Here is a 25,411-nt window from a genome sequence, read left to right on the forward strand (position 1 = left end):
TGTTTGGGTTGCATTTATTGGGGATATTTGCTACTGTCGTGTTCTGTATAATGAATATCAAAACGTCCGTTAGTCAGCCGTTTGCCGTTACCGAATGTGACACTGATGATTTTCATTTCTGTGTCGAAACGGCTTATGAAAGCTGTTCCGTCTTCCAGCTCTTCTCTTCCGAACTCTATATCGGTAATCGTTGATTCTTTGCCTTCTTGGGGCGATAAAATAGTGAAAGATAGATTGATACCGGGTTTTACGGAAACATTAACGGAGAGTTTGTCTTCTTCTGTGTAATAGTAGAATGAATCATACGTCCATACATACGAGTGTCCCCAATTCAGGTATCGCCCTCCCACATAAACCCAGCCGTCCATTAGGCAACCGAATGTGTTGGCTCCTGTAGTGGTGGCAGAAGGCAAAACGGTGATGTCGATCGATTCGTTTTCCGTTTCTTTACAGCTCCAAAAGCTGATGATGGAAAAGAGAATGAGTATATATTTCTTCATAGTGCTTTTTTTAGTGGATGTTAGAAATAATAGGATAATCCCGTAGTGATGTTTAGTCGCGTGAGGTTGACATCATCATTTGAATTGAGTTTTACAGTAACCTTTTCTTCGTGATAGTAAGTCCTCATTCTAAGTAGTTCGCTATACATATATTGCACTCCTAAACTGACTCCCAAGTTGGGATTCAGCTTATAGGTAAGATTGGCATTAGTGAGGAGACCGATAGTGAAGGCTCTTACTTTTCGTGTGTTGCCGAATACCTCGCTGTTGTTCCGTAGAATGACTCCGCCGGGACCGGTTGTCACCCGGATTTGCCAATGTTTGGTATTGGCATTACACATTCCGATTTGCGTACCGATGAAATGAATCCATAAATGGTCTTTTCCTTCAAGATGGCTTCCTTTGGAAGAAAATCCGGTGTAGATTCCTCCGAAGATAAAGCGTTTGAGAGGACGGAAGTGGTATTGTCCATCCCAGCTTACGCCTTGTGCAAGTGTACGTTGGTAGCTGTGGGTACTTAGCGTTAGCGTGGGAGGGTTATGAAACATCACACCATAGCCGGCATGAAACGAGAACTCATGTCGCTCAAAATCTCTCTGTGAGAAAAGTCGAGTATGACAGGACAGCGTGAATACGATTAATAATAGAATCGCTTTTACGGGTGTTTGATTCATCGGGATTAGTTTAGATTGTGTTTCTTTTCGCAAAAATAGCAAATAGTTCAGACTTTCTCGCAGCGGATGATGACTTTTTGCCCATTATTTAATGTGCTGGCAAATAAGTAAGTATCTCCTCCTTCTGTCAGATGGAGCCGTTTGCGAAGTTCGGCCACTGTGGTGGGAAAGTTGCGGACAGTCACATTTGCTTTTTTCAGATCTGCCAGATTCTCCTTTACTTCTTTTTTATTGAAACTGCACTGGTTGACAATGCGGAAGATTCTTCCGGGGAAGTTTTCAATGAAAGAATCGGAGGTATAAAGATGACTGTTGGGATGCAGTTTCCGGACGGGGTAGGCTGCGGCAATGCTGCGGAAGGCACCGGCTTTCAGAAGAGATGCATTCGGCTCGTAAAGGTAATTTCCTAAAGAATCGGTATAAGTACATTGGCTACGCTGCTCCTGTTCGCGGGTGAATACGAGGTGTTGTTCTTCTTGAGTCCCTTTCGTGAGGAGGTTTACACAATGAATGGCGATTTCCGCCGGTGATGTTTGTCCGAGTAGAATGAGTAGTTCCTTACATTCGTTATTGACGGATAGGATATGAATTTCCTGCGTATGCTTCAGCTCTTTTAGTGCCAATGAAAGATCGAGCATGGGAGAGAGTTTTATCATTACCCGGTTGACTTTGCTAAGCAGAAGAGCTTCGAGTTCGGCTACGTTCGGTTCACAGTCAGAGATGGCGACCGTTTTTCCGCCGTGTTCATTGCGGCGGGCAGGGTCGAGGAAGATACAATCTACGGGGGACATTGATTGCAGATAGGCGACTCCATCCTCATTTCTTACGTTTATATGGTTTAGATTCAGGATGGGAAAGTTGTGTGCCGCTATTTCACAAAGTTCTTCCTGGCGTTCTACATAAGTGGCAGTCTTGAATCCGGTGGCAAGAAAAGAACAGTCTATGCCGAAGCCTCCGGTGAGGTCGATCAGCGAATCTCCCTGAAAAAGACGGGCTTTGTAGCGGGCAGTGATTTCAGAAGAGCATTGCTCTAGCGACAGATGTTTCGGATACCATATCTCTTCTATTTCTCGCCATGAAGGAATCTTTTCGGCGGCAACCTGTCTTCCTGCAATTTGGGTGATGGCAGTCGGCATATTTATATCCGGATACTTTTTAGCTTGTAAAGCCAGTGCACGTACATCGTCCGATGAATGTTCGCGGATAAAAAGTTGAGTTTCGGGGGAGATTTGTATCATGGCGTTATTGTGTTATAGGATATTACAATGAATCGTTGAGCACCGGTTATGATCTTGCCGAGCACCGATTTATGGTATTAACTTATATTTCTGTCTGGCTACATCCCGGCTGCAAAAATTGAAATGCCACCACTCGCTGGGTAATGCACGGAACCCGGCTTCTTTCATTACTTTTCGCAGCAGTATCCGGTTCTGACGTTCTGTTTCACTCATTTTTCCGTTATGTACCAGTTCGTTTTCGTTTGTGATGTGGGCTTCCACACCTAAATGGTCTACTTGGGTTCCCATAGGTAAAGGCTGCCCTAAAGAGTCTTGAATACTGATGTCTACTGCCAGTCCGTAGTTGTGTAGTCCGCCTCCACGGTTTGGGTTAGAGACATATTTGTATTTGGACGTTCCTTTCACTACGTTCCACATCTTCTTTTGTACCGACATGGGGCGGGCTGCATCGTAAATGATAAGACTATAAGACGGGTGTAGCTCTTTCAAGGCTTTTTGTGCTTCTATAAGAGCGTATGCCGCATCCGGATGCAGATAGGCTTCCGTTAAGTTGTCGTAAAGCACTTCGCCAGTGAAATTATCAGCTTGCGTATACATCAACTTAACAACGAGGCTGCTATCCAGATCGGTTACGTTGACGAGTCCCAGTGAATCCATGTAGAGAGCCATTGCGCTTCGCTCTATCGGTGGCGGTGAGATGGTGGAACTTTCTTCGCCGGATTGCATATCGTCCGTCGTATATTCATATTCCGTCAGGGCGGGGTTCTCCTTTTCCTTTTGGCTGGAAAAGAAGGAGCATCCTGTCAGCAGCAAACAGAAGATAGCGAAACTATATTTTAGAATAATCATTCAACCTTTTGTATTTAGTGTGCCAAAGATACTTCTTTTTGGCTTTTGCTCCAATAAGCTACCTTTAAATCCTGATTGTTTAAGTGGTCAGGTCGTGCCACTATATTGGCACAGTTATGCCTCTACGTTGGCACAACTTTGCCACTTCGATGGCACAGCCGTGCCAATACGGTGGCACAAAGTAAGAGATTAAGTAGTTGCAACAATCTTCTTAATGTTGGATATTAGCCACTGCTTTCTTCAGATTAGCGCCCCCTTTCCAAACATTCAACAGGTGCAAAACCTGTTCGTCTTTGGCTTTGCTGTGGTTGATTGATAACAGTTCCGCATAGATCTCCAACAACTTCTTTAAATCTTTGATCGGCTTCTCCGGAAGTCCGGCCAGCATTGCTACGATTAGATTCTCCAATTCCCGGTTGTGCAGGGGACTGACATTCATCATTTGTTGCTGTATCAGGTCGGTGAGTCTTTTCAGCGGTCCCCAGCCGGTATGTTGATGTGAACCTAAGATTGTACCTATGCGCTTACTGTCTATGCATCCTTTGCCGACACGATCTATCCAGATTTCAGCGGCATAAGAACGGGAAGTCTTATCTGCTACCAACATACAACTGGCTTCCAGTATGTAAGACGCCTCATGCCAGGTGTGTCTTAACTGATGAAGTGCTTCGATAGTGGCTTTGGTGATGCCTATTTCCCTAACCTCATTTAACATCGGATCGTAAATGGCACTGCGGATACACCATACTAATAATGGTTCCGGCATATTGGGAGTTAACCATGCTAAACGTGGCAAGTCATTTTGTATATCGTCGAAGCGCTCTATCAGCGGATACATTTCGACTACTAACGGATGCGAATCGTATGAATGGTAACTGATTTTCTCATTGTATTCGTTTTTATTGGCTACATGAGAGTTCTTGCTTTCCGGAATATCGAAAGTAAGAGTTGCAGAGTTCCATTCTACTACTTTTTTGTTGTAATCGGTATATGAGTGAGTACGCAGATAAGTTCTCCACGTAAAGTTTCCAGTCAGGAACTCGCGTGGACCTTTATTGTATGAGAAATCTTTGAATTCGGAGTAGATTGTTTCCGGCGACTTGATTAGTCCTGCTGTCATCCACCAGGAAGGATGGGTGAAGGGTGCTTGGGGGAGTACATCTTCTGCTCCCAACAAGAAAGAAAGTAAGCGCTGGTATTCTTCCTTTAAGTCTTGGAGGATAATAGGAAGTTCTTGTGATGAATTATCCAATGCCACTCGTGAGAGTGCTATTTGCATATCCATATCGTCTGGCTCAGTGTTTGCTTGCTGATATTGTTTTAATCTTTCTATCAGGGTTGCCGGGGCAATAAACATAGGCATATGGGTGGGAGTGGACAATAGGGGTAAAGGTTTCTCCTTACTCTCCAAAAGATCTAGTGTCCGGCATAATAGCTGCCTGTGAACAGGAAATTTCTCTTTTTGGTTCGTTTTCTGACGGATGGTGAGTTTCTGCAGATTACGATAGTTCCATTTACCTTTCTGCAGTTCGTCTTTCTGTACCATTTTCTGATGCAAGTCACTTAGCTCTTTTGCTTCTTTAGGGAAGCGTTTAACCAGTAGTTTTGCATAATCAAGGAGGAAAGTTGCCATCAGTTGGTCTAATAGGCCGTTTCGTGAACTTCCTCCGCTCATCAGTAGTTTGTAAGCGCGTTGAAGGATGGGTGTCCATTGTGAGATTTGTTTTGTGTCCTGTTGACGGTCCCATTGCACTAAGGCACCGAGTAACAGGTCGAAGTGATAGATCTCGTTCCCATCCAGCACTTGGCTGGCAAGAAATAGCAGGTCTTCGGGGGAAGCAATTTCCTGTATCCGGTTGTCCTCACGGATGATGGGGAGTATCGGTTCATACACGAAAGAGGCGGAATCGTTGTCGGGCTGCTCGGAGTGGGCGGGAGCTGCTTCATTATGGGCAGAAGTATGGCCAGACTCATTATTCTCCAGATAAGCCTTTAGTTCTTTTTTAGTGTTTGCCAACATCGTTTCCGTATATACGGCGAGTGCTTCTCTTAATGTGGTAGATTCCGTCTCTCCATACGTCAGGATCAGTTTGACTATCTTGCTTTGAGTGGATTCTTCCCGGCTCATTAATCCTTGTGCGGCAACACAACAGATGGCGTCACGAAATTTTTTTCTTTCTTTTGCCAGCTTGTTAAGTACGGCTAATGTGTTTTGATGGACTGCCTTCACATCTGAAGCGAAAAGAACGGAAGTCTGATTCAGAAACTCTTCGATCCGGAATTGCGGATGATTGCATAAGCCCTTCAGCAGTCCGAGCATGATATTGACAGGGCGGCTGTGAGGGGCGGACAGGACGGCTAATATTTCCGGTTGTAATGCGAGTTGTTCTTTTATGCTGGGGGTAAGTGCGGTAAACATGCCTGCAAACCAGCCGCATAAATTCTTGTTCATATTTCGGTTGACAGCGAGCAGAGATTCCTTTAGCACACGCATACGGTCTAGTTGTCCGTGTTCTACGAAGTATCTGAAAGAAAAATAAGGTTGTCCGCCATTCCGGTTATCCATCCAATTTTGTCCGCAGTCGTATTCAAAGAGATACCAAATATGTTCTTTAAGTGTGATTTCGCGTTTTTGCAGGAAATCAGTATTATTCATATAATTCACTAGATAACCCGCAATGGTTTGTGGAGAAGGTGTCACAGTAAGTATTCCCTGCTCTATCCAATCCATCAGGACTTCGTAATCCATTCCGTAGAAACCGCCGAATTCTTTGCCTTCACCTTCTTTGAAGAAGCTGTCGAGCCAGGAGGGAACGTACCACGGGGTTAATTCATTCAGTTGCTCGGTGTTGATTCCCCATTGGTGTTTACGGAATTCTTTCAGCGAATAGATGACGAGAGCGGTAAGATTGATGATACGATGCTGTGCGGAAGTCCCCCGTGTACCGTATGTGTTCTCGTTAAGTTGCACGAATTTACTGTAGTATTCTTCCAGTTTGTTCAGGCGGGGTACCAGGCTCTTTCGTTCTTCCTGTGTGAGTCCTTGCAGAAAGGGGATGATAGCATCCCCCTGTTGCTTTTCTACTATTTCGTTGAGGCGTTCTTCTAGGGTCATAATCATGAATTAATTATAGTTTGTTGAGTGAAGTGGTCACTTTCTTCAAATTGCTGTTCGTTGCCCATTCTTGCAGGCGTTGCAAGAGTTGTTCGTTTGTAACTTTGCTGCGGTTGATGGTCAATAGTTCCAGATAGAGTTCGAGCAGTTGTTTGAGTCCGGTGACGGGTTTGTCGGGCAATCCGCTGATAAATACAGTGAGCAATTCTTCCAGTTGGCGGTTGTGGAAAGCGTTTCGTTTGTACATGCTTTCGTACACTTGTGTGGTGAAGCGTTTTAACGGAGCAAGTTCCATGTTGATAAGCCGGGCCAGGATTTCTCCTACCCGGTGGTTGTTTATTCTTCCTGTGGAGAGTCCTTCTACCCATAACTCCGCTGCATAGGAACGGACTGTTTTGTCTACAAAAAGCAGCGAGCCGCTTAATAGGAGTAGACTCATTTCTTTGAGCGGGCAATGGAAAGACAACAACATGCGCAAGGCACAGGCAAGGGTGCGTTTGCTGTCTTCCTGCGGACTGCCGAAAGCCATGTAATTGGAGATAATCTGGGCTATCAACGGTTCCGGGCGGTTAGGGTAGCAACACAATAGAGGTTCCATGTAGCGGGAGTCATCCATGTTGTATTTGCTGTTAATAATCAGATGTTCCTGCCATAGCTGATGGCTGTTGCGTTCGATATATTTGTGCCATTTGTGAAAATCAAGTTGAAGCAGGCGTCTGTCCGTTTCGTATGAGTTTTCTTTGGGTTTCACTTCTTTCCACTCGTAGTCTCCTGTCAGATGATTGTGTGGCAATGTGTTACAGGAGAAAGACTTGAATGCTGCAAATTCCGTTTCCGGTGCTTTTACCAGTCCGGCGGCTACCCAAGCGGTCGGATGGTTGTAGGGCGGTTCGGGTTGCGTGTTTTCGTCCAATAGGAACAGGCAGAGATGCAGGTACTCATCTTGCAACAGTTGCCGGGCGGTGACGATGGCTTCTTCCTTGTCTTCCAGAGCACAACGGGCAATAGCCAGTTGGAAATCCCACGAACAAGGTTTCTTTCCTGCTTCCTGATATGCGGCAAGCCGGCGTATCAGTTCGGTGGCTTGTAGGTATGCCGGGGTATGGGTGGGAGTAGAAAGCAATGGCAATGAATTTCCTCCTTTTATTTGGCGGATCACATTCAGCCATAACTGTTGGATAGGTATGAAACAGGTTGCGTTGCTGTAACCGGGTTTCCAGTCAGCAAGTCGTTTGAAGGAACGTTCGTCGTAAGCTCCTCTGTTTTTATCTATTCCTTTCAGTTTCTCTTCCAGCCGGGTGAACATGTTTCTCAAAACTCCTGTATTGGAGTTGTCTGTCTGTGCCCATAAGCGTTGGTATTCCAACAGGAAAGTGGCAAGGAGATCTTCGTATGGTTCCCAACTATTGGCAACAATATTGGCTGCCCGTTGGAAAATAGGTTCCATCCGGTTGAGGTCTTCTTTATCCAGTTGGGGATGGAAAGCAATGATAGCGGCAATCGTTGTTTCTATCTCCCAGTTCTCCTCCATGTCGAACAAACGGCTAAGCTGAAACAGGAAATCTTCTTTGTCGGCAGGGAATGGAATACGGTTGTCTTCCCGGCAAATGCGGATGGCTTCCAGAGATGGCTCTTCGGAGAGGAGGGAGTTATCGGTACTATTTTCATCTGTACTATTTCTTTCTGTATTCTTTCCTTCTGTATGAAGAATGTCTTCTGTCACACCTGTATCTGTTGCATTTGCTTCTTTTGCAAGGTGTGGTTCTGTAGACTGTGAATCTATAGACTGTGGCTTGAAAGATGCGAGTATCGCTTGCACGCTTTGAAACATCTCCGGTTGATAAGACTGTAGTGTTTCTTGAAGATTGGACGAAGAGGCATCCCCATACTTTGAAATAAAGTTGGCAGCTTTCTTTTGCAGGCTTTCGTCCTTCTTCAAGAATAGTTGGCAGAGAGTGATACAACAAGGCTCTTTCATCTCGGAATGTTGCGCAACGATCTTTTCAAAGATGGAGTAAATGGTTAATAGCGAGTTTTTGGGACTGGAGAAGAAAAGGGTGGTTGCCCGTTCGATGAATTCCTGATAACGGAATCCTTCTTCGTCTGCAATGCTCTTCAACTGTTGCAACATTATATTTACCGGCTTGGTGTAGGAAGAAGTGAATGTTTGCATGATCTCTTCCTGTAAGGATAGCAATTCTCCGGCGGTCGGTTGCAGCGTTTCAAAGAATCTGGCAAACCATCCTGCCATGTCTTTTTTGAAGCTCCGGTGAAAAGTGGCGAGGGTGGCTCTTAGTAGCTGTTCTCTATCCAGATGTCCGTCCAATGAAAAGCGGTAGAGGGCCGCGCTGATACTTTCATCCCGTGTTGTGATTCCTTTTTTATAAGCATTTTTGGCACAATCATCCTGATAACCGATGATTGATTCGTGTTCGAAAAGCGTCCAGATGTGTTCTTTCAGTGTAATATCCCGTTTGAGTAGTAGTTCACTGTTGAAAGTATCGTCTCCTTTGGGATTCTTATTTCTGATGCGGGTAATCCAGGGGAGTACATGTGCAATGCGGCTTGGAGCGATTTCTTTGAGGTAACCCATATCTATGAGCTGCATCAGTTCTTCGTAATTGAGATCGAAATTGAACCATGTTTTGTCATCGTTGATAAAATCTGTCATCCAGGTAGGGTTGTAAAGCGGGAGTAGTTTGCAAAGCATATCAAACTTCACATGATATGCCATATCCATCTCCCGTCTGTTGGCACATACAAACTGTACTGCCGATAGAAAATGTGCCCGTGCCGCACTACAGGTTGTCTCACTGCTGAAACCAGCGAACCTGCCTTTTATCCATTGCAATTCCCGGATAAGCGGCAGCAACTTCCGCCTGTCCTTCATTGGCAACTCCAATAATCTCTTGATAAAAGGGATTAATATTTTCTCTTCATTCTTCGGAGTATCCACATAGGCTTTGGATAACTTCTCCTGTTCTTTTTTTAGTTCTTCCATTGCGCTAGTTTCTTTACTGCCAAAATATGTTTGCAAGCTCCCCGTTCTCCCTGATTACTGCTGAACCAAGTGCAAGTGCAACGTTCTTTTTCGTTCTTCCTGTCCAGAATGACGGTATGCCTCACTCCTCCGCTTCCTGCAACACGGGCTTCCGTCCGGTTGCCATCATTCGCAATGATTTCTACTTTGTCTTCTTCCAGCAACTTTTCTGCAGCTATCATTCGCGGGTTGAGGCTCAAAATACGTTCGGTTTTGAAAGGTAGGCGGCGGTAGAAGAAACTGTTTTCATCCAAATCGAATCCCAACAAACCCATTGCTGCCAATCGTGCCGAGAGAGAATCTACCTTATCCAGGTCAATATGTTCTTCTATGGCAAAAAGCGTAGGGTTGAACTGTTGGTTGGCGTAACTGTATTTATCCATCGCCTCTATCCATCTTTCAGGTACATCTTCGAGCAGAGATTCCAGTGCGGCACCTTCTCCGGAGAATCCTCTCCAACATTCGCGGGAAAGAGAAAGGCTGAAGCGGACCGGACCGAAATAGAGTTGCCAGATAGTAGATTGCATAGTAGGATGTGCAAATACTTTCAGTTCATCAGCAAACGGAAGCAAGGGTTCGAGTAAGCGCAAACGGTGGAGTCCTCCGATGCAGATGGCATTCATACTTTTCACCGGTGAAAAGGCCGGTTTTTGACCGCGCATTACTAAATAATAGTCACATTTAACACTACTTTTCGGTAGTGTCTGGAAGAGTTGTAAGGTTTGTATGCGATTGAAGGAATAGACCTTTTCGGCAACGGATTGATAAATCTGTACCGTAGTCAGTCCCTTTATCCATTTTACGGGAAGAGGTACTTTTCGCTCTATCACCTTCTCACCTTTATTATAGAGTCCCACTTCTTTGGGGCCGACCGACATTACTACATTTTCTTGTCTGCCTATTCCTCCTAAAGCGGAAATCATTCCGGGATTAAAATCTACATTCGTTGTCCCGTTTTCCAAGAATTCTCCGTCGTGTCCATCAGGAAGTACATCGACCCTGGCGTATACACCTGCACAATTAGAAAATCCTTCAAAGCGCAGACGGTTATTTCCAGCTGTTACAATCGGATCTTTCAGCATTGTAAGTTGTGCCGGTGTCAGGTTGAAACTGGACTGCACAACATTGGATAACGCAATGAGGCAACGTGCCGTCATATAAGGTTGCGTCAGCTTTCCCCAAAAGAAACAGGGGGCTTCTCTCTTTTCTATTTCGCTATATTTGGCAAGAAACAGTTCGTCCTGATCGGCCGACCGTTGCAATGTGGAAGGAGCTGCATATTGATAAGAAATAGTATCAGTCATAGATAATAAATTGGTATTTGGTTGTACATTGCCCAAATATAGAAATTAATTCTTATGTGAAAAAAGAAGTTGGAGAATTTACATCACTTTGGAATGTGTGATATTATAGAATATCACCGAAAGACTAATTTATGCCTCTTTTGTACTAAGTTATGAAATACAATTCTTTATAGTTGGGCACAATTTTTTATACATAAAACAATTATTCTTTATAACTATTCTTAAATCATGCGTTCCTTTTTACCAGAAAGTAATACTTTTGTTCCCATAAATAGAATGTTTAAGCGACATATTCTAAATTAAGTCTTATGAATTTTTTAATATAAAAAGACAGCTGTTTGTGAAAATCGCTAATATTGTTTGTTTTGTTTGTGTTATCCCATTTTGAGTCAGGTGTGACTTCAAAATGGGATTTTTGCTATACCGGCCATTAAAACCACCTGAATACTATCAAAAATGACCTAAATTCTATCAACCGATAGATTTTCCCCTAAACAATGTCTGTTCTTCACCTGCCACATTTGTTGAAAACCCGTAAACTTGCAACATCAAAATTATAACAACGAATACTCACAATTTAAAAATAGCGTATATGAAAAGTTTAAGCTTCAGGAAAGATCTGATAGGAGTACAGGATGAATTACTCCGCTTCGCATACAAACTGACAACCGATCGTGAAGAAGCAAACGATTTGTTACAGGAAACCTCATTAAAAGCATTGGATAACGAAGACAAATATACCCCCGACACAAATTTTAAAGGATGGATGTATACTATAATGCGGAATATCTTTATTAATAATTACCGTAAAGTAGTGCGCGATCAGACATTTGTCGATCAGACTGAAAACCTCTATCATCTGAATCTGCCACAAGAGTCAGGTTTTGAAAGTACAGAAAGAGCTTACGATTTAAAGGAAATGCACCGCGTAGTCAATGCTCTGCCTAAAGAATACAGAGTTCCGTTTGCTATGCACGTTTCAGGATTCAAGTACCGTGAGATTGCAGAGAAGTTGAATCTTCCGTTAGGTACTGTAAAAAGCCGCATATTCTTTACCCGTCAGAAATTACAGGAAGAGTTGAAGGACTTCCGCTAAACGTTAACTATCATTTTTCAGTAGGTATCAATAGGTATAGGGCAAAAGGATCTTGTTTCCTTTTGCCTTTTTTGTTTTATGTATTGGAGGTATACCTGCTATGGGGATTTTTTCAGTAACTTTGTCGCTGGGTAATAGACTGTAAATAAAAAATATAGGTGTTATGATAAAAGCAATCATGCTCGATGTAGATGGAACATTGGTGAGTTTTGAAACTCATAAAATATTGCAATCTTCTGTTGAAGCTCTTAAGGAGATTCATGACCGTGGGATTCGAATAGTCATTGCTACCGGTAGAGCGGCAGGCGACCTTCATGAAATAGCTGCTGTTCCGTATGATGGAATTATTGCATTGAATGGAGCTGACTGTGTCTTACTGGATGGCACTGTGATAAGGAGACACCTTATTCCAAAGGATGATTTTAAGAAAGCCATGGAAATAGCAAAAGCTTTTGATTTCGCAGTTGCTATTGAACTGGATGAAGGCGTGTTTGTCAATCGGCTGACTCCGACTGTCGAACGGATAGCCAAAATCGTGGAACATCCCATCCCTGCCGTTGTAGACATTGAAGAACTATTTGACAGAAAAGAGTGTTGCCAGCTTTGTTTTTATATCGATGATGAAATGGAACAGCAAGTAATGCCGCTTCTGCCTAACCTTTCCTTATCACGCTGGCATCCCTTATTTGCTGATGTGAACCTTGCAGGAATCAGTAAGGCAACCGGACTTTCAGCTTTTGCCGATTATTATGGGATTGAGATGGCGGAAATAATGGCTTGCGGTGATGGCGGTAATGATATTCCTATGCTGAAAGCTGCCGGAATCGGGGTAGCTATGGGAAATGCATCGGAGCCTGTCAAGGCTTCAGCCGATTTTGTTACTGATACCGTTGAGAATGACGGTTTGTGTAAGGCTTTGAAATACTTTGGAATCATTTAGTATTGATATTCTTATTTCAATATGGAGCACTGTTTCTAATTTTGTAAATTTCATTATTCTGACCGTATAAAAGAAAAACTCCTGTAAGTGAAATACTTACAGGAGCTTTTCGTGGGCCATCTTGGGCTTGAACCAAGGACCTCCAGATTATGAGTCTGTTGCTCTAACCAACTGAACTTACTGTATGTTAGTGAGTTAATAATCTCTGTGATAGTCTATAGAACAACTATAGACCAACAATGGTAGCATTACTAGTATACTACCAATAGCACTTGGATTGTGCTAAGTTTCCTGCTTCTGTCTCATATTTATTTAATTTATATGGTTATTATTCAGTGCCAGCACTTACTGGAGCTATTGATTTAACATGTTGAGTTAACTCATGAATATAGTTTATTGTTGCATTCTCATAGGCGTCTGCTTGAACACTATCATTCTTTAGAGCTACTTCAATTCTTTGTCGAGCTGCATACCATTTAGTTATCTGCCTTTTAACAATTTTACTATTCTGCTTTGCTTCAATATAAGTACTATCATATAAGCTCATCATATAGGAGCAATCCTTACTGTGTTGGAATGCATCATCAGTAATAAAGTCAGGATCATAATTTCTATCTCTTGTTTTTTTCAACTCATTATTGAAAGCCTCTAGCTCTTCTGAAATGCTAGTTGTAACTGTCTTACAGGATTGATGGTTATTTCTCAATATATTAATGACTAGCTTTTGGTCCTCAATTCTATCTATGAATAGACTATGTTTCATAGATAGTAGGTAAGGGGTACATATACTTCCTCCCAAATGGGTTATACATATAATATTATCAAGGTAGTCAGTGTATGTTTCTATAAAAGTTATCCAGCATTGCATTTCATCTTTTAATAAGTTCTGTACTTTCTTATCCTTAGTTGAAGAGATGCATTCTTTATATAATGATATAGTCTTATATCTTAGTATAGGAATTTTGATATTATAGGAAGTGATTTCTCCTGCTGTTCCTCCTTCTTCTTCCTCTTTATGATATAATTAAACAATTTCGTTTAATACTCTTGTAACCTTTCTTTTGTCAGAAATACTTTCATTAGGATAATGGGAGTTGAAGTATTGAATAAATATAGGTGTACATTGATTATACCAATCAATCTGATAAGATAAATCATGTAAACCCTTTCCATTATCCTTAAATCCAAATTTATATAGGTTATTAGCAATATAAACCAATTCATAATTTAGAGAAGATGCCACTGAACTCCAGTAAGCTAGCTCATTAGGGGCTGATATTATGCTATCAGGTAAATTGGTATTATGGTGAATGGTACTAGTATTAACTATTTCATCTTCAAGCATATCAGACTGCTTGTGCTTGTTTTTATTTATACAACTTCCTATAGATAGGATAAATAAGGACATCAATATATATACTAACCTTATATATTTATTCATATTTATCTTAGAATTTAAGTGATTTAAGATTCTGCTTATTATTTAATAAGAAGTCGATATGGAGAATAGCTCATGTGTTCATATTCTACTTCTATTCATCGTTATAACATCTAATTATTTTAATTCATTTAACCTTGTCTTATGACCTTAAACTGCCTCCAAATCTCACTTTGAGAATATAGCTCATAAGAACCTTTAGGAATATAAAGAATACATTGATTCATATCAATACCTGCAAAACAAGAACTACTCTCTTTGATTTTTGAATGGTTAATACATAACTTCATCTCACTATTAGAGGGAAAATACTCTACTACATCATCAATGCAGATAGGTGGGGTTATACATTGTACATATAGTTTTTTTAAATTAACACAACCTTCAAATGTACCATTATGCAAATAGTGTACCTTTGGTGGAATATTAATTGATTTTAAGCCAGTACATCCTTTGAAAGCATAACTCTGAATCTGTAATACACTGTCAGGAAGGTAAATATCAGATAGCATGATACAATCTGATAATGCTTTCTCTTGTATAAACTGAACACCATTAGGTATATAACACTTACCAGACTTGCTCTTATCCACTTGCAACAGTGTATTTCTGTATTTATCCATTGACATCCCTTCAATATCAAATACTTCATCTTTAGGGAATAGCTTGGTTATCCAATTCATATTCTATCTTTAGTTTATTAAAATCAATAATCCACTTGTTCTCCAGTAAGAAGTTAGTACCAAGTAGTTTGCTACTTTGCTGAATCTCTTTTTTATGTGATTAATTCATTGTTTTATATACCTTAGGTAGTTTAGTATGAATAGAAGCACTAGGAGTTTCCACTAAGTAATTACCATATTTAATAGATATGGGGTATTGCTCAATAAAACCTTCATTATCTTCACCAACCTTTGCAATTCTAATTTCACCTTTACTAGTGTGTAATATAGCTAATTCTTTATCACCAAAGTAACTGAATTTATAATATTCAGCAGATAGAATTTTGTGAGTGATATAACAGTCTGTGCCTACAATAGCAATATTTCCTTTCAACTCTACAGTAACTCTCTTTAATTCATACTTTTGTGCTGGTGTATAATTATTGTCTGTAATAGTAGCTTTCCTTCCATATTCTTGAAGATTATTCCAGATATATGTAGTATTCTTTAAGAAGGGAGCTATTCTAATTACTTCAACCGTATCTTTAATAGTGTAATCATATTGATTAACTATGGTTTCTTCTTTAGTTTTGCTGTTATTACATAATATTGCAATAAGCAATATAGCTATCATGAAAACAACTGCCAAGGTGACGATGTTAGTATTGGACTTATCCATTATTATTAAGTATTTTAAGTTCATTAAAATCAATAATCCACTTGTTCTCCAGTAAGAAGTCAGTTCCTAGTAACCCATGTACCTGTATTCCACTTTCATCCTCAATGCCTTTAAAAGTATCAAGTAAGGGTTTTACACAGAATTTGGGCTTATAAACCTGACCTTCAAAGTTAAAAGGTAGAGTAATCATATCTACCTTGTGCTTAGTTCCTTCTATTCCACTGATATAATAGTCACCAACTGGTTCTACTATATCCTTGAAATATTCTACTACAGTACTGTCTATCAGGCTACAGGTGCTTCCAGTATCCAAGATGAAGCAAATGTACTTTTCCTTTACCTTAACTATAATTAGAGGTAATTGCACCTTACTTATAGAAAACGATAGATTGTGTTCCATACTATTTTAAGGTAGAACACATTGTGTATGAGTTCTTTCCATCTTTATAATTGTAGTGCAGTATGACTTCTATGTTGTCAGGCATCTGATAAATGTCTTCATTGTCTCTTGTCTGATGTGATATACATCCTTCACGTAATGAATTCTGTACTTCATAATAACTGTCTTGTACAAACTTCGTGCATTGAGGTATAGCATGTTTTGCTTCTATACCAAAAGTATACTGTAGAATGATATTACTTTGGACACTTATTGTCTGTAATCCTATAAAATAAGGATGAGTTTTTTCCCAGCATTCATATCTCATTATATTATTAGATATTGTTTTTATATAAGTGTATTTGTAAAAATCTGTATAATTGTGAACATTAGTTCCTACTAATTGAGCCTTAACTATTGTAGAACAGAATAGTAACATTCCAAATACTATTCGGAAAGTCAATTGTGAATTGTATTTTATCATATTATTAATTTTGTAGTGGAGAATTATAAGCCAATTTTCTTCTTAAATATGGATTTTAAAGCTCCATGGCTTGTCTTTGTAACTATGTTACCTAAATCAATAGTATATTCATTGTCATCTTCTTCTTGGGGACATGCTGTGTAATAATAGAGTTTAGTTTTATAAAAATAGTATTGCCATACACCTCTCGTATCAAGATTTGCCTTTCCTGAAAAGATAGGTTCTACATAAATACATTTAGCACAAGGTTCTAAATCATTTAGCGATTTATTTATACGACAAATGATGTTTAAAGATTTAAAATATTCACATAGTTCACCTGTGAAAAAGTTCAAAACAGGATTAGAGTGAAAGTCATCTTCATCAATCATGATAGATATGTACTTTGCACTTCTTAATACCTCATACTGTTTTTGTGCTTTGATATTATAACAACTTAGCAAAACGAAAAACAAAAATAAGCAACACCTTTTCTTCATGATAATTTCCTTTTGTAGCATACTACAAAAGAAAGTGTGAGCCTAACCTTATTGGGAGTCCAAGGTATTACCACATACCTACAATCACACAATATAAGGGAAGCCCACACCTAATGGTATGAGTATCCACTACTTACTGCTGTGATTGTTAGTCTTCAAGGTGGTAATTTTAGGACTGTCACAAGTAAGAAGCAAACACTTCTTTAGCTAATATGTCTTGTTAAACTTCTATTTCATTAGTTCTCATTTAATTAGTTCATGCTGCAAAGTTAGAACTTTTCAGTTAAACTTCATCATTTGAGAGCTACTTTTAATAGGTTTAAAGCCATATCAGTACCATAGGTGTGGGCTATATCCTTAACTGCATGCAAAGGTAGTCTTTAACCTTACTTCTTGTATGCACAATAGATAAATAAAGTACCTGCAATAAGCACTTCACTCCATTGCGCTATTAAATATAAAGCTTCCATTCTAATAGGTTTAAAAGCCCCAGTCCATTACAGAACTAGGGCTATCAACAACAATAAAATCACATAGTAAGAAGCATATAACCTCTTAATCCTTAAGTATCATACTGATGAGGACAAACCCCACTAGAATCAAGATAATCTCACACATAATTCAATCAACATTTAATTTAGTCTAACTTACTAACTATTGCTACAATTCATGTTTACATACTTCACCGAACCTCAAGTGGTTAAGTTATTATAGCAGCACATCTCTCTATCCTGTAATCAAATACCATTAATCTATATTAGAAGAGGCAGTCAACCTCTATTAAACTGTCCTCTGATTTGCTATTCAGCATCACTTACTTTGTATATATAATATGTAAGAAAGTGAGACAGGAGAAATTTCCCATCATAATGGTATAATAACAGCAGAGGGGGATGGATTTAATAGAGGGTAGGATATTGTAGACCTTAGAAGGTTAAGTATTATAGTTTTCCTTCATCATAATAGGAGTAGTATTCCTTCTCTGGGCTTAAGATTACATGATCTGCTACATGAATCTCCATGAATTCTGCTGCCTTCTTGACCTTTTCAGTCAAAACATCATCCAAAGTACTGGGTCTCATGCTTCCAGAAGGGTGATTATGTGCCAATATTACCTGTGTTGCATTAGCCAATAAGGCAGCTTGTAATATCAATCTTACATCTACATAAGTTGCAGATATTCCACCTTCTGAAATAGGTACTATACCCAATACTCTATTAGACTGATTAAGCAGTACTACTTTAAAGCTTTCCTTGTATTCTATTGTATCATCAGGGAAGTACTTTATCAATAGTTCATAGGCATCCTGTGAGCTATTTATCTTGTATCTAGTTGATGATTTGACATTGCTTTTATAGCTCAATTGAACCTCTGCTACATTCATTATACTGTCCATAAGATACACTAATTAATGAACCAACTATATTCATTTTTACCATATAAAGCCTTATTAAGTCCTTCAGCCAATTGAGTGGCATTAAGCGACCTGTCCAAGAAGTTGTCAATGTAGCTACTTTTATTAGCTCCAGTTAGTAAGTTGTACACATTCCACATGCTGATTTCCCTGCTGTCCAAAAGGGTACTAAAGTTGTCATCATTATAATATGCTTTGGCAACTAATCCTATCTGGGTATCAGTCATTAGCATCTGTGGTAACTTCTTCTTCTGGTCTACAGGTAAGAATTGATATAATCTGCATCTGCCTAAGAATTGGGCAAATTGGGATTCTCTCATATAGCTATCCTTGTAGGCTGACATATAATACAAGTGTTGGGCTATATTGTACTCTTGGAACAGCCTCATCACTGCATTGAATAATTCAGTTGTACTCATAACCTTTAATTCTGACCTGTAACCATCTGTTGAGACACACATGTTACAACATATAAGATTTTTAAAGCCAATGAACACTTTAAACTTCTCTGCACTCTTCTTGCTGTACAGATTCATGTGATTATAAGCTCTTACTCCACCTATGGTTAAATTCAGTCTGTTACCTGCAATATCCTCATATATGGTAGGTATCTCAAAACAGAACATCATTCTCTCAAAGTAGATGGTTTTATCAGATTCCAGTAGCTGATTCACTGGCTTATGAATAGCTTCCGGTATCCTACCTTTGATAACATGGCTTACCCTAATGGCAGGTTCTTCTATTCTCTCATTGGAGAACACTTTATTAGCTGCTTCCCATACTGTTTCAATGAAACTGGAGTGTGATATAGTAACCTCATTATCTTTAGAGAACACAGGTGTAATACATTCCTCCTTGAGGTATTGCATGGTTACTTCCTTTGTATTAGCTTCAATAAAAGGTAACTTATTGCCTTCTCTGGTGCTTATGGAATCAGCTTCTACAGGATTTGTTGATATAATGCCTGTGTTGATGATTTCTATTGGCTCAACTGTTTGAATATAAGGATTATCTACCTTATTTCTATTAGGGTATATCAGATTAGCTCTGACTGGCTGCAACTGCATTATTTCCATATCTAATGTAATTAGGGGTATAGTTAATAGCTGGTTGATTCTTTTGTACCTGAAGTACTGCTTTCTTCTGCATGAATTCTGATGTTAACTGCTGATACCATTCAGGATAAGCATGATAGATGGCAGTCAGTTCTTCAATGGTTTTACTGCTGTTAATCTTGCTCCTTATCATCTCCAGATTGACACCATCATTACACCAATCTGCTATGATCTGTCCTGTAGTAGGTGTAATGGTAAAATCAGGCTTACCTATAAACAGGTTTGTCCTGTCTTTAGATGCAATAGTCTGGTGCTTCATATTAATATCAAATACTATGGTAAATTCATAATCTACACCATCTCTCATGACTGCTTTTAGTCCTACTTTCTCTGGTATCATCTTGCCATTCTTCTCACTTAGAACATAGTCCTGTTTGCACCTCATAGTGCATATAATATGGCTTCCAGACTGCAATACTTTCTGCATGAAAGCATTGATTCTGGGTGTCACCTTCTGCCAATTAGTGAAGCTGTTACCTTGTAATCCTGCATGGTATTCAAGCAAGTTATCCCAACACTGTGAGATGCTATCAATTATGATAACTTCCATACCTGCACCTTCACATATTTCAATAGCTTGTATATAAGTTTCAGGTGTAAAGTTATCACTTAGACTTAATACATTATAAGCACCTAAGTGAGCATAAAGGTCAGCACTTCCATTCTCACTGTCAATAATGGCTATCTTAGTCCAGTCATTACATAAACCATAAGCTAAAAGCAATGCAGAATAGGTCTTACCTGAACCTGCACAGCCTTGTAAAGCAAGCTTAATTTTAGCCTGCTTCTTGGATGAAACTCTTAAATTCAACATATCTGAATAGGATTAATTGTTATACACAGTCTATAAAGAAAAAAGGAAGCAAGTCCTAATAAACTTGCCTCCTTGAGGTCTACATTGAGACCTGTCATAAAGTTGCTAATGTCATAGCTCCACCTTCACCTCTTTGATGCAGCATATAGAACATATCACCTGTATCAGGTGAACATACTTGAGAGATAACAGGATTGGTAACCTCTCCATTGAGAAACTTGTCACTTACTGCACCTATTTCACAGCCATAAACAAAGAAGCACTTACCTGTATAAGGATTCTGTTTTACCTCAATCTTGTTTACTCCTTTTTGAGCCTTGAACTCATTCACTGTCACTGTCTCTAAGAACTTTAACTTTTCCATAATCTTGTATTTTATTGTTGTGCAGACAGACTATTCTGCTGCTGTTGATTCAGTTACTATGGTGGGGTAATGAGCTAACTGTAATGAGCTTATAATGTAAATCCAATATTCCCCAATATGCATAGGGGGACTATCCCACTCCTAAGGTAAGGGGAGGGAGACTTTGTGACTTAGAGTACACTTGTAAGTATCAAATTGAAGAAAAAAAATAAAAAATATTAAGGGTATACTATATCAGGTGACAGTAAGAAGTGTTATATATTAGTTATGTACATATAAAGCAATCCCCTGCCTTCTAAGGTGAAACTAGGCAAGTAGATGTACTTTTATTCTTCTGTCATTTCTTTTCTAATGTACTAAATGGTGTATTTCTTTAAAATATCATATATTTAATAGTAAATGTTTTAGTGTTAATGCTAATTGATTACATTTGCTAATGTATATACCAAAGTAGATTTATTCAGTTATGAAGTTGTAATTATAAATAGGTATCAATGGAAACTTTTAATGGCATTTGTTTAGTAGTATTGGGGATAGTAATAGGTATTATTGGCTGTATTGTTAGAAGCAGTCAAAGAGATACTATTTCATTTAAAGAACAATTTCAAGTTACAAGTCTTCCTATAATATCGCTAATCTGTGGTGGAAGGGAATTGAATTTTTTGATAGATACAGGGGCTACACAATGTCTTATTGCTCCTGAAGTATTAAATTCAATTCCTTATAAGAAATGCAGAAGAAAAGGCTTTGCAAAGGGAATTGGTGGGGGTGTAAGCACTATACTGCGCGAAATTCATTTAAAGTATAAAAATTCTGAATATGAGGTACAGGTGTGGACTTCATCTGATATGGAAGGAACTTTTAAAATGGCAGGGGTAGATGGCTTATTAGGCAGTGATTTTTTGAAAAAATATGGATGGAGAATAGACTATAAATTATGTAAACTCTATATTGATTGACCTAATTATATAACAGAACTCTTAATCCATTTACTACTTTTGTAAATTTATTATTTACTTTTCATTCAGGGAAGCAGTATTGATGCTAAAAGGAATTATCATTTTCATATCAACCCCTGCCTTCTGGTGTGAAAACAGGGGATTGGAGTTAAGTGTCGATTTTTTATATATTTATTATTAAAGATAATAAAACTAAAATTCGACATTTTTCTTAAAGCTAATTGCCATGAAGCATTTACTTAAAATTTTTAATCCATCTTTTCTTATGCCTTGAACTTGTACTTTTACTGACCGAGTCTTAAAGTAGGGTGACAACATGGTAGCTTTCGCTGTAAATCCAATTCTTAATTTTTGAAAGCATAGTCCTAATTGATATTTTATCTCTTTTAGTGAATATGCATTGCCTTCTTTGAAAGTGATTTTTAGTTCTTCTTTTAGTGCAGCTTGTGTTTCTGGCAGATGAAAATGTACATGGTCTCTTACTTTGGACTCATTGTATCCTAATTTCTGAACCTTTTCATCGCCTAATAAATTATATGCTAAAGGTATTATATCACATTTTTGTTCTATGTCTACAGCCAAAGCAGATTTAACATTAGGAGATTTCATCCTTTCTTTGGAGTATGTCTTATAATACACTTCAAAGTTGCTATTTCTTATTCCAAAGTATATATTGTCACGTATACTCTGTTCATAATGTTCCGCATCTTTCATATTATATCCAGCTTTTATATAAGCTTCTCTTACTGAAATCCCATTATTATATACATTATCTACTACCTCAAACATATATTGTGTATGTGCTATCTTTAATTTATCTATTTCTATTGTCTCTTTTTTGTCATTATAAAATACAAATTCTTCTGGACTTTCATACTTAATCCTGCATGTAAGAGTGCTTCTTAAGTCCACAGGAAGCATATTATATGCTTCTATAGTCTTTTGAGCATAATCTAGCCTAGTTCTAAGTTTCATCTCATATTCAGCTTTACTTTCACACATATTTCCCGTATTGTAAATGTGCAAAATAATATCTTTAAAAGGATTTTCCTTGGTTCTGACTCTTCCTGTTATCTGTAATATATCTGTTGATATATCTAAGAGAGAACTTTTAGCATATCCTTCACTCACTACAATAACTAATCCTGCCTTTGAATGAAAATCTGCACCATAGAACACTGTTTTTGTGCAAAATGTAAAAGTCTTGTTCTTGCCAGTAGCATCATCAATTGAAAAACCATCTAACTTTTTCTTGTTAGCATCATTATTTCCACAAATAATCTTTACTTCTTCAGGAAGTAATCCAGCAGTTCTGATAATAGATTTTATAGTAGATACTGAATTGACAAAGAAAAAGTATTCTTGTACAATGTGTCCTCTCATTTCAAAAGGATGCCCTCTCTTATGATTTCTAATGATGTTAGCAGCTAAAGTAGAAGGATGTTCATCCTGTATTCTAAATGGTATAGTTTTTATAGTATCTTTCCATTCTATTTCATATTCAGGTAATCCGTGTAACTCCTCTGGTTTGAACTTATATGGTATAGGAGTTGCAGAGAGATAAGTGACATCTGATTGGTCTTTAAGCTCTGATAACAGGTTTCTTATTACGGTACTTCTATATGAATATGCATTCAACATTTCCTGATACTCGTCAACGACAACTTTATATAGGAGCTCTTGTTGCTTTATTATCGCATTTACTTTTGGAAATGAGTCATAAGTAACCATTATCTTTATTGGTTGTTTTCCCTTGCATTTATAAATATACCTCTCAATATCATCTTGACTAACTCCACTTTGGACAGAAAACAGTTCATAAGAACATCTTTTATTAGGATATTGAGATACTTTGTTTACTATCATCTGTTTTGTTGGACAAGCAATAATTACATTTTCTTGGTTTTCTAATACAAGAGTAGTTGCACCACATCCGGTTTCCTTTTTATTCAAAATACCGGATGGCAATGTTATCATAAACTCACTGAGATATACTGCTCCAGTAGGTGCAGTAATAACAGTCTTTCCATCTATCTCATGAATTGAAAGACCTTTTTCTTTTTTTGTTACCTCATTTTTTTTATCTTCCATTTTTGATTATTTTTAATATATTATACATACTGTCGAAAAAACTATTCCATTCCTTTCAAGAATTTAAATAGAAAATTCGACAAAATAATTCTTCTGCTTGCACAGCCATATGCAAGCATACATTTTCTCTTCCCGCGAAAACTTAATGAATATTACTCAGAGGTATTGCTCTTTGCCACCTCTCGGAGTACACTAAACAAAATAGCATTATGAGCTACTTGTCAGAAAGGGGCTGCAAAATTCAGCATTTCTTTTGAAGTGGGCAAGTAAAGGGAAAATTATTTTCTGTTATCAAATATTAAAAAAGAAATCTCCATAGTTCAATCAACTACAGAGATTCTTTTGTGTTAAACTTACTTCACTTCTGGACTAGGCAGATCACCATAACTACCAAATACATACTCAACCACTTTCTTGTTAGCCTCATTCTCTATCTTGAAGTCTCTTTCAATATAGATGTCAGTGACTTTCATAGCCTCATCAATATGATTCAATGCAGCATGAACTGTATACTTATCTATACCTACTTTATTAACAGCTAATGTAGCCCATGAGTGCCTTGCAGCATAGTATTCCAAGTCATCAATTTTAAGTAGTTTTCCTATTTCTTTTAGACCATAATTGATGGCTTTATTAAAGCTGTCTGCTGTTGAATATGAATGATAGAAGTTAAATAGCCTTTGTCCTGTTGTGTCTTTGTACTTATCCAATAGATGCATTATTATGGTTGGCACTTCCACCCTCATTTTAGCCTTATCATTTCTTCTGCTTGCAGTTTTTGTTCTGTAATAGGTAATGATATTCTCCTCCATTTCAGAGCAATAATACAAGTCAGCTGAGTTCATACCAATAAGGCAGAAGGATAAAATGAAACAGTCCTTTGCTAAATTATATCTACCTTGTATTTCAGTTCCTTTACTGGTGTATCGATATGGCAGATTATATATCTTTTTTATAAGTGATGCTGCTATGGCTCTCTTTCTGGTGGCTTCCTGTTTGGGTATCTTGAAGTTTTCGAAAGGAGAATTACTTATTATAATGATATTTCTGTCATAGTCATTGTACCTCATCTTAGCTTCATTAAACAAGTGTCTGATGCTTCCTAAATAGAGTGATACAGCTCTATTGGATGGCACTCTTTTACCTTGTTTAATCAGTTCTTTAACTTTAGTTTCTCTTTTAGCGTTGATGTAAGAGGTAAACTTCTCCAGTAAGCCTTTGTTCAACTGGCTGATGTTCAATTCTTCTTTTCCCAAGAAAGCTACAAAGGCATTGAGGGCTGTTGTATAATTCTCTGCTCCTTTTATAGTAGTATGAGCTATCCACTCTCTGCTAAACTGGATGAAGTCAATCTCTTGGGATTTTCTTCGTTCTCCTTTAAGGTGTGCTATAATATCATCTAAGGTGTAATTCTGGGTATCAAGTTGGAGTTTAGTACATATTTCCTGATAACTGTGTATCAGTTTATCTGTGGCTAACTTAACTGGAGTACCATCTTTTAGTTTAAGTGACCTAGTGATGTCTGCTTGTGTAGCAAACAAGTTGGTTGACAGCCTTTTGACCTCTCTGTTATAGGTCAGTCTGATCTTGATGTTATAAGTTCCATCATTTTTTAGTCCTGCTCTTAGGACTTCTGCTCTAATAGTCAGCATGTTAGATGTTGTTTTTTAGAAACCAACAATAAACCAACATTTAGCAATTTCAGTGTGATTTAGCCTTCATCCCGGCTCACCCGATAATCATTGGGGGTATGCATAAATCTTAGCCAGTCTAAAG

Annotated in this window: 22 protein-coding genes and 1 tRNA gene; 3 read left to right on the forward strand and 20 right to left on the reverse strand. The window is 38.4% G+C overall.

Annotation, left to right across the window (positions count from 1 at the left end):
• Window positions 1-14: 14 nt before the first annotated feature.
• The 7 genes from DW862_RS08580 to DW862_RS08610 form a co-directional block, all read right to left on the reverse strand.
• Window positions 15-500 (reverse strand): hypothetical protein, encoded by a 486-nt coding sequence (locus DW862_RS08580; RefSeq protein WP_055234439.1) that lies wholly within the window; start codon window positions 498-500, stop codon window positions 15-17.
• Window positions 501-520: 20 nt separating this feature from the next.
• Window positions 521-1,174, reverse strand: coding sequence for a hypothetical protein (locus tag DW862_RS08585; protein WP_004296614.1), 654 nt, complete (start codon window positions 1,172-1,174; stop codon window positions 521-523).
• 47 nt (window positions 1,175-1,221) lie between these two features.
• On the reverse strand, window positions 1,222-2,412 hold the full coding sequence (locus DW862_RS08590; protein WP_165861900.1) for a class I SAM-dependent methyltransferase: 1,191 nt from the start codon (window positions 2,410-2,412) through the stop codon (window positions 1,222-1,224).
• A 69-nt stretch (window positions 2,413-2,481) separates the two neighbouring features.
• Window positions 2,482-3,261 (reverse strand): M15 family metallopeptidase, encoded by a 780-nt coding sequence (locus DW862_RS08595; RefSeq protein ID WP_120067794.1) that lies wholly within the window; start codon window positions 3,259-3,261, stop codon window positions 2,482-2,484.
• 211 nt (window positions 3,262-3,472) lie between these two features.
• Window positions 3,473-6,376: a DUF6493 family protein gene (locus DW862_RS08600; RefSeq protein WP_120067839.1), complete on the reverse strand. Its 2,904-nt coding sequence runs from the start codon at window positions 6,374-6,376 to the stop codon at window positions 3,473-3,475.
• Window positions 6,377-6,389: 13 nt separating this feature from the next.
• Window positions 6,390-9,377, reverse strand: coding sequence for a DUF6493 family protein (locus DW862_RS08605; RefSeq protein WP_120067797.1), 2,988 nt, complete (start codon window positions 9,375-9,377; stop codon window positions 6,390-6,392).
• On the reverse strand, window positions 9,365-10,720 hold the full coding sequence (locus tag DW862_RS08610; protein ID WP_120067799.1) for an SWIM zinc finger family protein: 1,356 nt from the start codon (window positions 10,718-10,720) through the stop codon (window positions 9,365-9,367). The genes DW862_RS08605 and DW862_RS08610 overlap by 13 nt, the downstream gene beginning before the upstream one ends.
• Before the next feature lie 592 nt (window positions 10,721-11,312).
• On the opposite strand from DW862_RS08610, the gene DW862_RS08615 reads away from it, so the two are divergent.
• The gene (locus tag DW862_RS08615) at window positions 11,313-11,816 is read left to right on the forward strand and encodes an RNA polymerase sigma factor (RefSeq protein WP_004296608.1); all 504 of its coding nucleotides are present in this window, start codon (window positions 11,313-11,315) and stop codon (window positions 11,814-11,816) included.
• A 163-nt stretch (window positions 11,817-11,979) separates the two neighbouring features.
• Window positions 11,980-12,756: a Cof-type HAD-IIB family hydrolase gene (locus tag DW862_RS08620; protein ID WP_120067801.1), complete on the forward strand. Its 777-nt coding sequence runs from the start codon at window positions 11,980-11,982 to the stop codon at window positions 12,754-12,756.
• Between the two features lie 112 nt (window positions 12,757-12,868).
• Here DW862_RS08620 and DW862_RS25855 read toward each other — a convergent pair.
• The 11 genes from DW862_RS25855 to DW862_RS08675 all read right to left on the reverse strand — a co-directional run bounded on the left by DW862_RS25855 (window position 12,869) and on the right by DW862_RS08675 (window position 20,585).
• A tRNA-Met gene (locus DW862_RS25855) sits at window positions 12,869-12,934 on the reverse strand.
• Between the two features lie 150 nt (window positions 12,935-13,084).
• Window positions 13,085-13,519, reverse strand: coding sequence for a hypothetical protein (locus tag DW862_RS08625; RefSeq protein WP_133304315.1), 435 nt, complete (start codon window positions 13,517-13,519; stop codon window positions 13,085-13,087).
• A gap of 261 nt (window positions 13,520-13,780) precedes the next feature.
• Complete coding sequence (locus DW862_RS08630; protein WP_120067805.1) at window positions 13,781-14,197, reverse strand: hypothetical protein; 417 nt, start codon at window positions 14,195-14,197, stop codon at window positions 13,781-13,783.
• A 128-nt stretch (window positions 14,198-14,325) separates the two neighbouring features.
• Window positions 14,326-14,877 (reverse strand): leucine-rich repeat protein, encoded by a 552-nt coding sequence (locus DW862_RS08635; protein WP_120067807.1) that lies wholly within the window; start codon window positions 14,875-14,877, stop codon window positions 14,326-14,328.
• Window positions 14,878-14,977: 100 nt separating this feature from the next.
• Window positions 14,978-15,535: a hypothetical protein gene (locus DW862_RS08640; protein WP_133304316.1), complete on the reverse strand. Its 558-nt coding sequence runs from the start codon at window positions 15,533-15,535 to the stop codon at window positions 14,978-14,980.
• Window positions 15,528-15,935, reverse strand: coding sequence for a retroviral-like aspartic protease (locus DW862_RS08645; RefSeq protein WP_120067812.1), 408 nt, complete (start codon window positions 15,933-15,935; stop codon window positions 15,528-15,530). The genes DW862_RS08640 and DW862_RS08645 overlap by 8 nt, the downstream gene beginning before the upstream one ends.
• A 486-nt stretch (window positions 15,936-16,421) precedes the next feature.
• Complete coding sequence (locus DW862_RS08655; protein ID WP_152029281.1) at window positions 16,422-16,877, reverse strand: hypothetical protein; 456 nt, start codon at window positions 16,875-16,877, stop codon at window positions 16,422-16,424.
• Window positions 16,878-17,818: 941 nt separating this feature from the next.
• The gene (locus DW862_RS08660; RefSeq protein ID WP_120067817.1) at window positions 17,819-18,274 is read right to left on the reverse strand and encodes a JAB domain-containing protein; all 456 of its coding nucleotides are present in this window, start codon (window positions 18,272-18,274) and stop codon (window positions 17,819-17,821) included.
• A gap of 8 nt (window positions 18,275-18,282) precedes the next feature.
• Complete coding sequence (locus tag DW862_RS08665) at window positions 18,283-19,368, reverse strand: DUF3871 family protein (RefSeq protein ID WP_120067819.1); 1,086 nt, start codon at window positions 19,366-19,368, stop codon at window positions 18,283-18,285.
• Window positions 19,334-20,221, reverse strand: coding sequence for an AAA family ATPase (locus DW862_RS08670; protein ID WP_120067821.1), 888 nt, complete (start codon window positions 20,219-20,221; stop codon window positions 19,334-19,336). The genes DW862_RS08665 and DW862_RS08670 overlap by 35 nt, the downstream gene beginning before the upstream one ends.
• A gap of 94 nt (window positions 20,222-20,315) precedes the next feature.
• Entirely contained in the window at window positions 20,316-20,585 is a 270-nt protein-coding gene (locus DW862_RS08675) for a hypothetical protein (protein WP_120067823.1), read from the reverse strand.
• Window positions 20,586-21,079: 494 nt separating this feature from the next.
• On the opposite strand from DW862_RS08675, the gene DW862_RS08680 reads away from it, so the two are divergent.
• Complete coding sequence (locus DW862_RS08680; protein WP_120067826.1) at window positions 21,080-21,544, forward strand: retroviral-like aspartic protease family protein; 465 nt, start codon at window positions 21,080-21,082, stop codon at window positions 21,542-21,544.
• A gap of 192 nt (window positions 21,545-21,736) precedes the next feature.
• Here DW862_RS08680 and DW862_RS08685 read toward each other — a convergent pair whose 3' ends face one another.
• Window positions 21,737-23,635 carry a DEAD/DEAH box helicase family protein gene (locus tag DW862_RS08685; RefSeq protein WP_120067828.1) on the reverse strand — a complete coding sequence of 633 codons (1,899 nt, stop codon included), beginning with the start codon at window positions 23,633-23,635 and terminating at the stop codon, window positions 21,737-21,739.
• Between the two features lie 353 nt (window positions 23,636-23,988).
• Window positions 23,989-25,287 carry a phage integrase SAM-like domain-containing protein gene (locus DW862_RS08690; RefSeq protein ID WP_120067830.1) on the reverse strand — a complete coding sequence of 433 codons (1,299 nt, stop codon included), beginning with the start codon at window positions 25,285-25,287 and terminating at the stop codon, window positions 23,989-23,991.
• Window positions 25,288-25,411 lie beyond the last annotated feature (124 nt).

The sequence above is a fragment of the Bacteroides sp. AM37-9 genome (assembly GCF_003603455.1).
Classification (GTDB): Bacteria; Bacteroidota; Bacteroidia; order Bacteroidales; family Bacteroidaceae; genus Bacteroides; species Bacteroides xylanisolvens.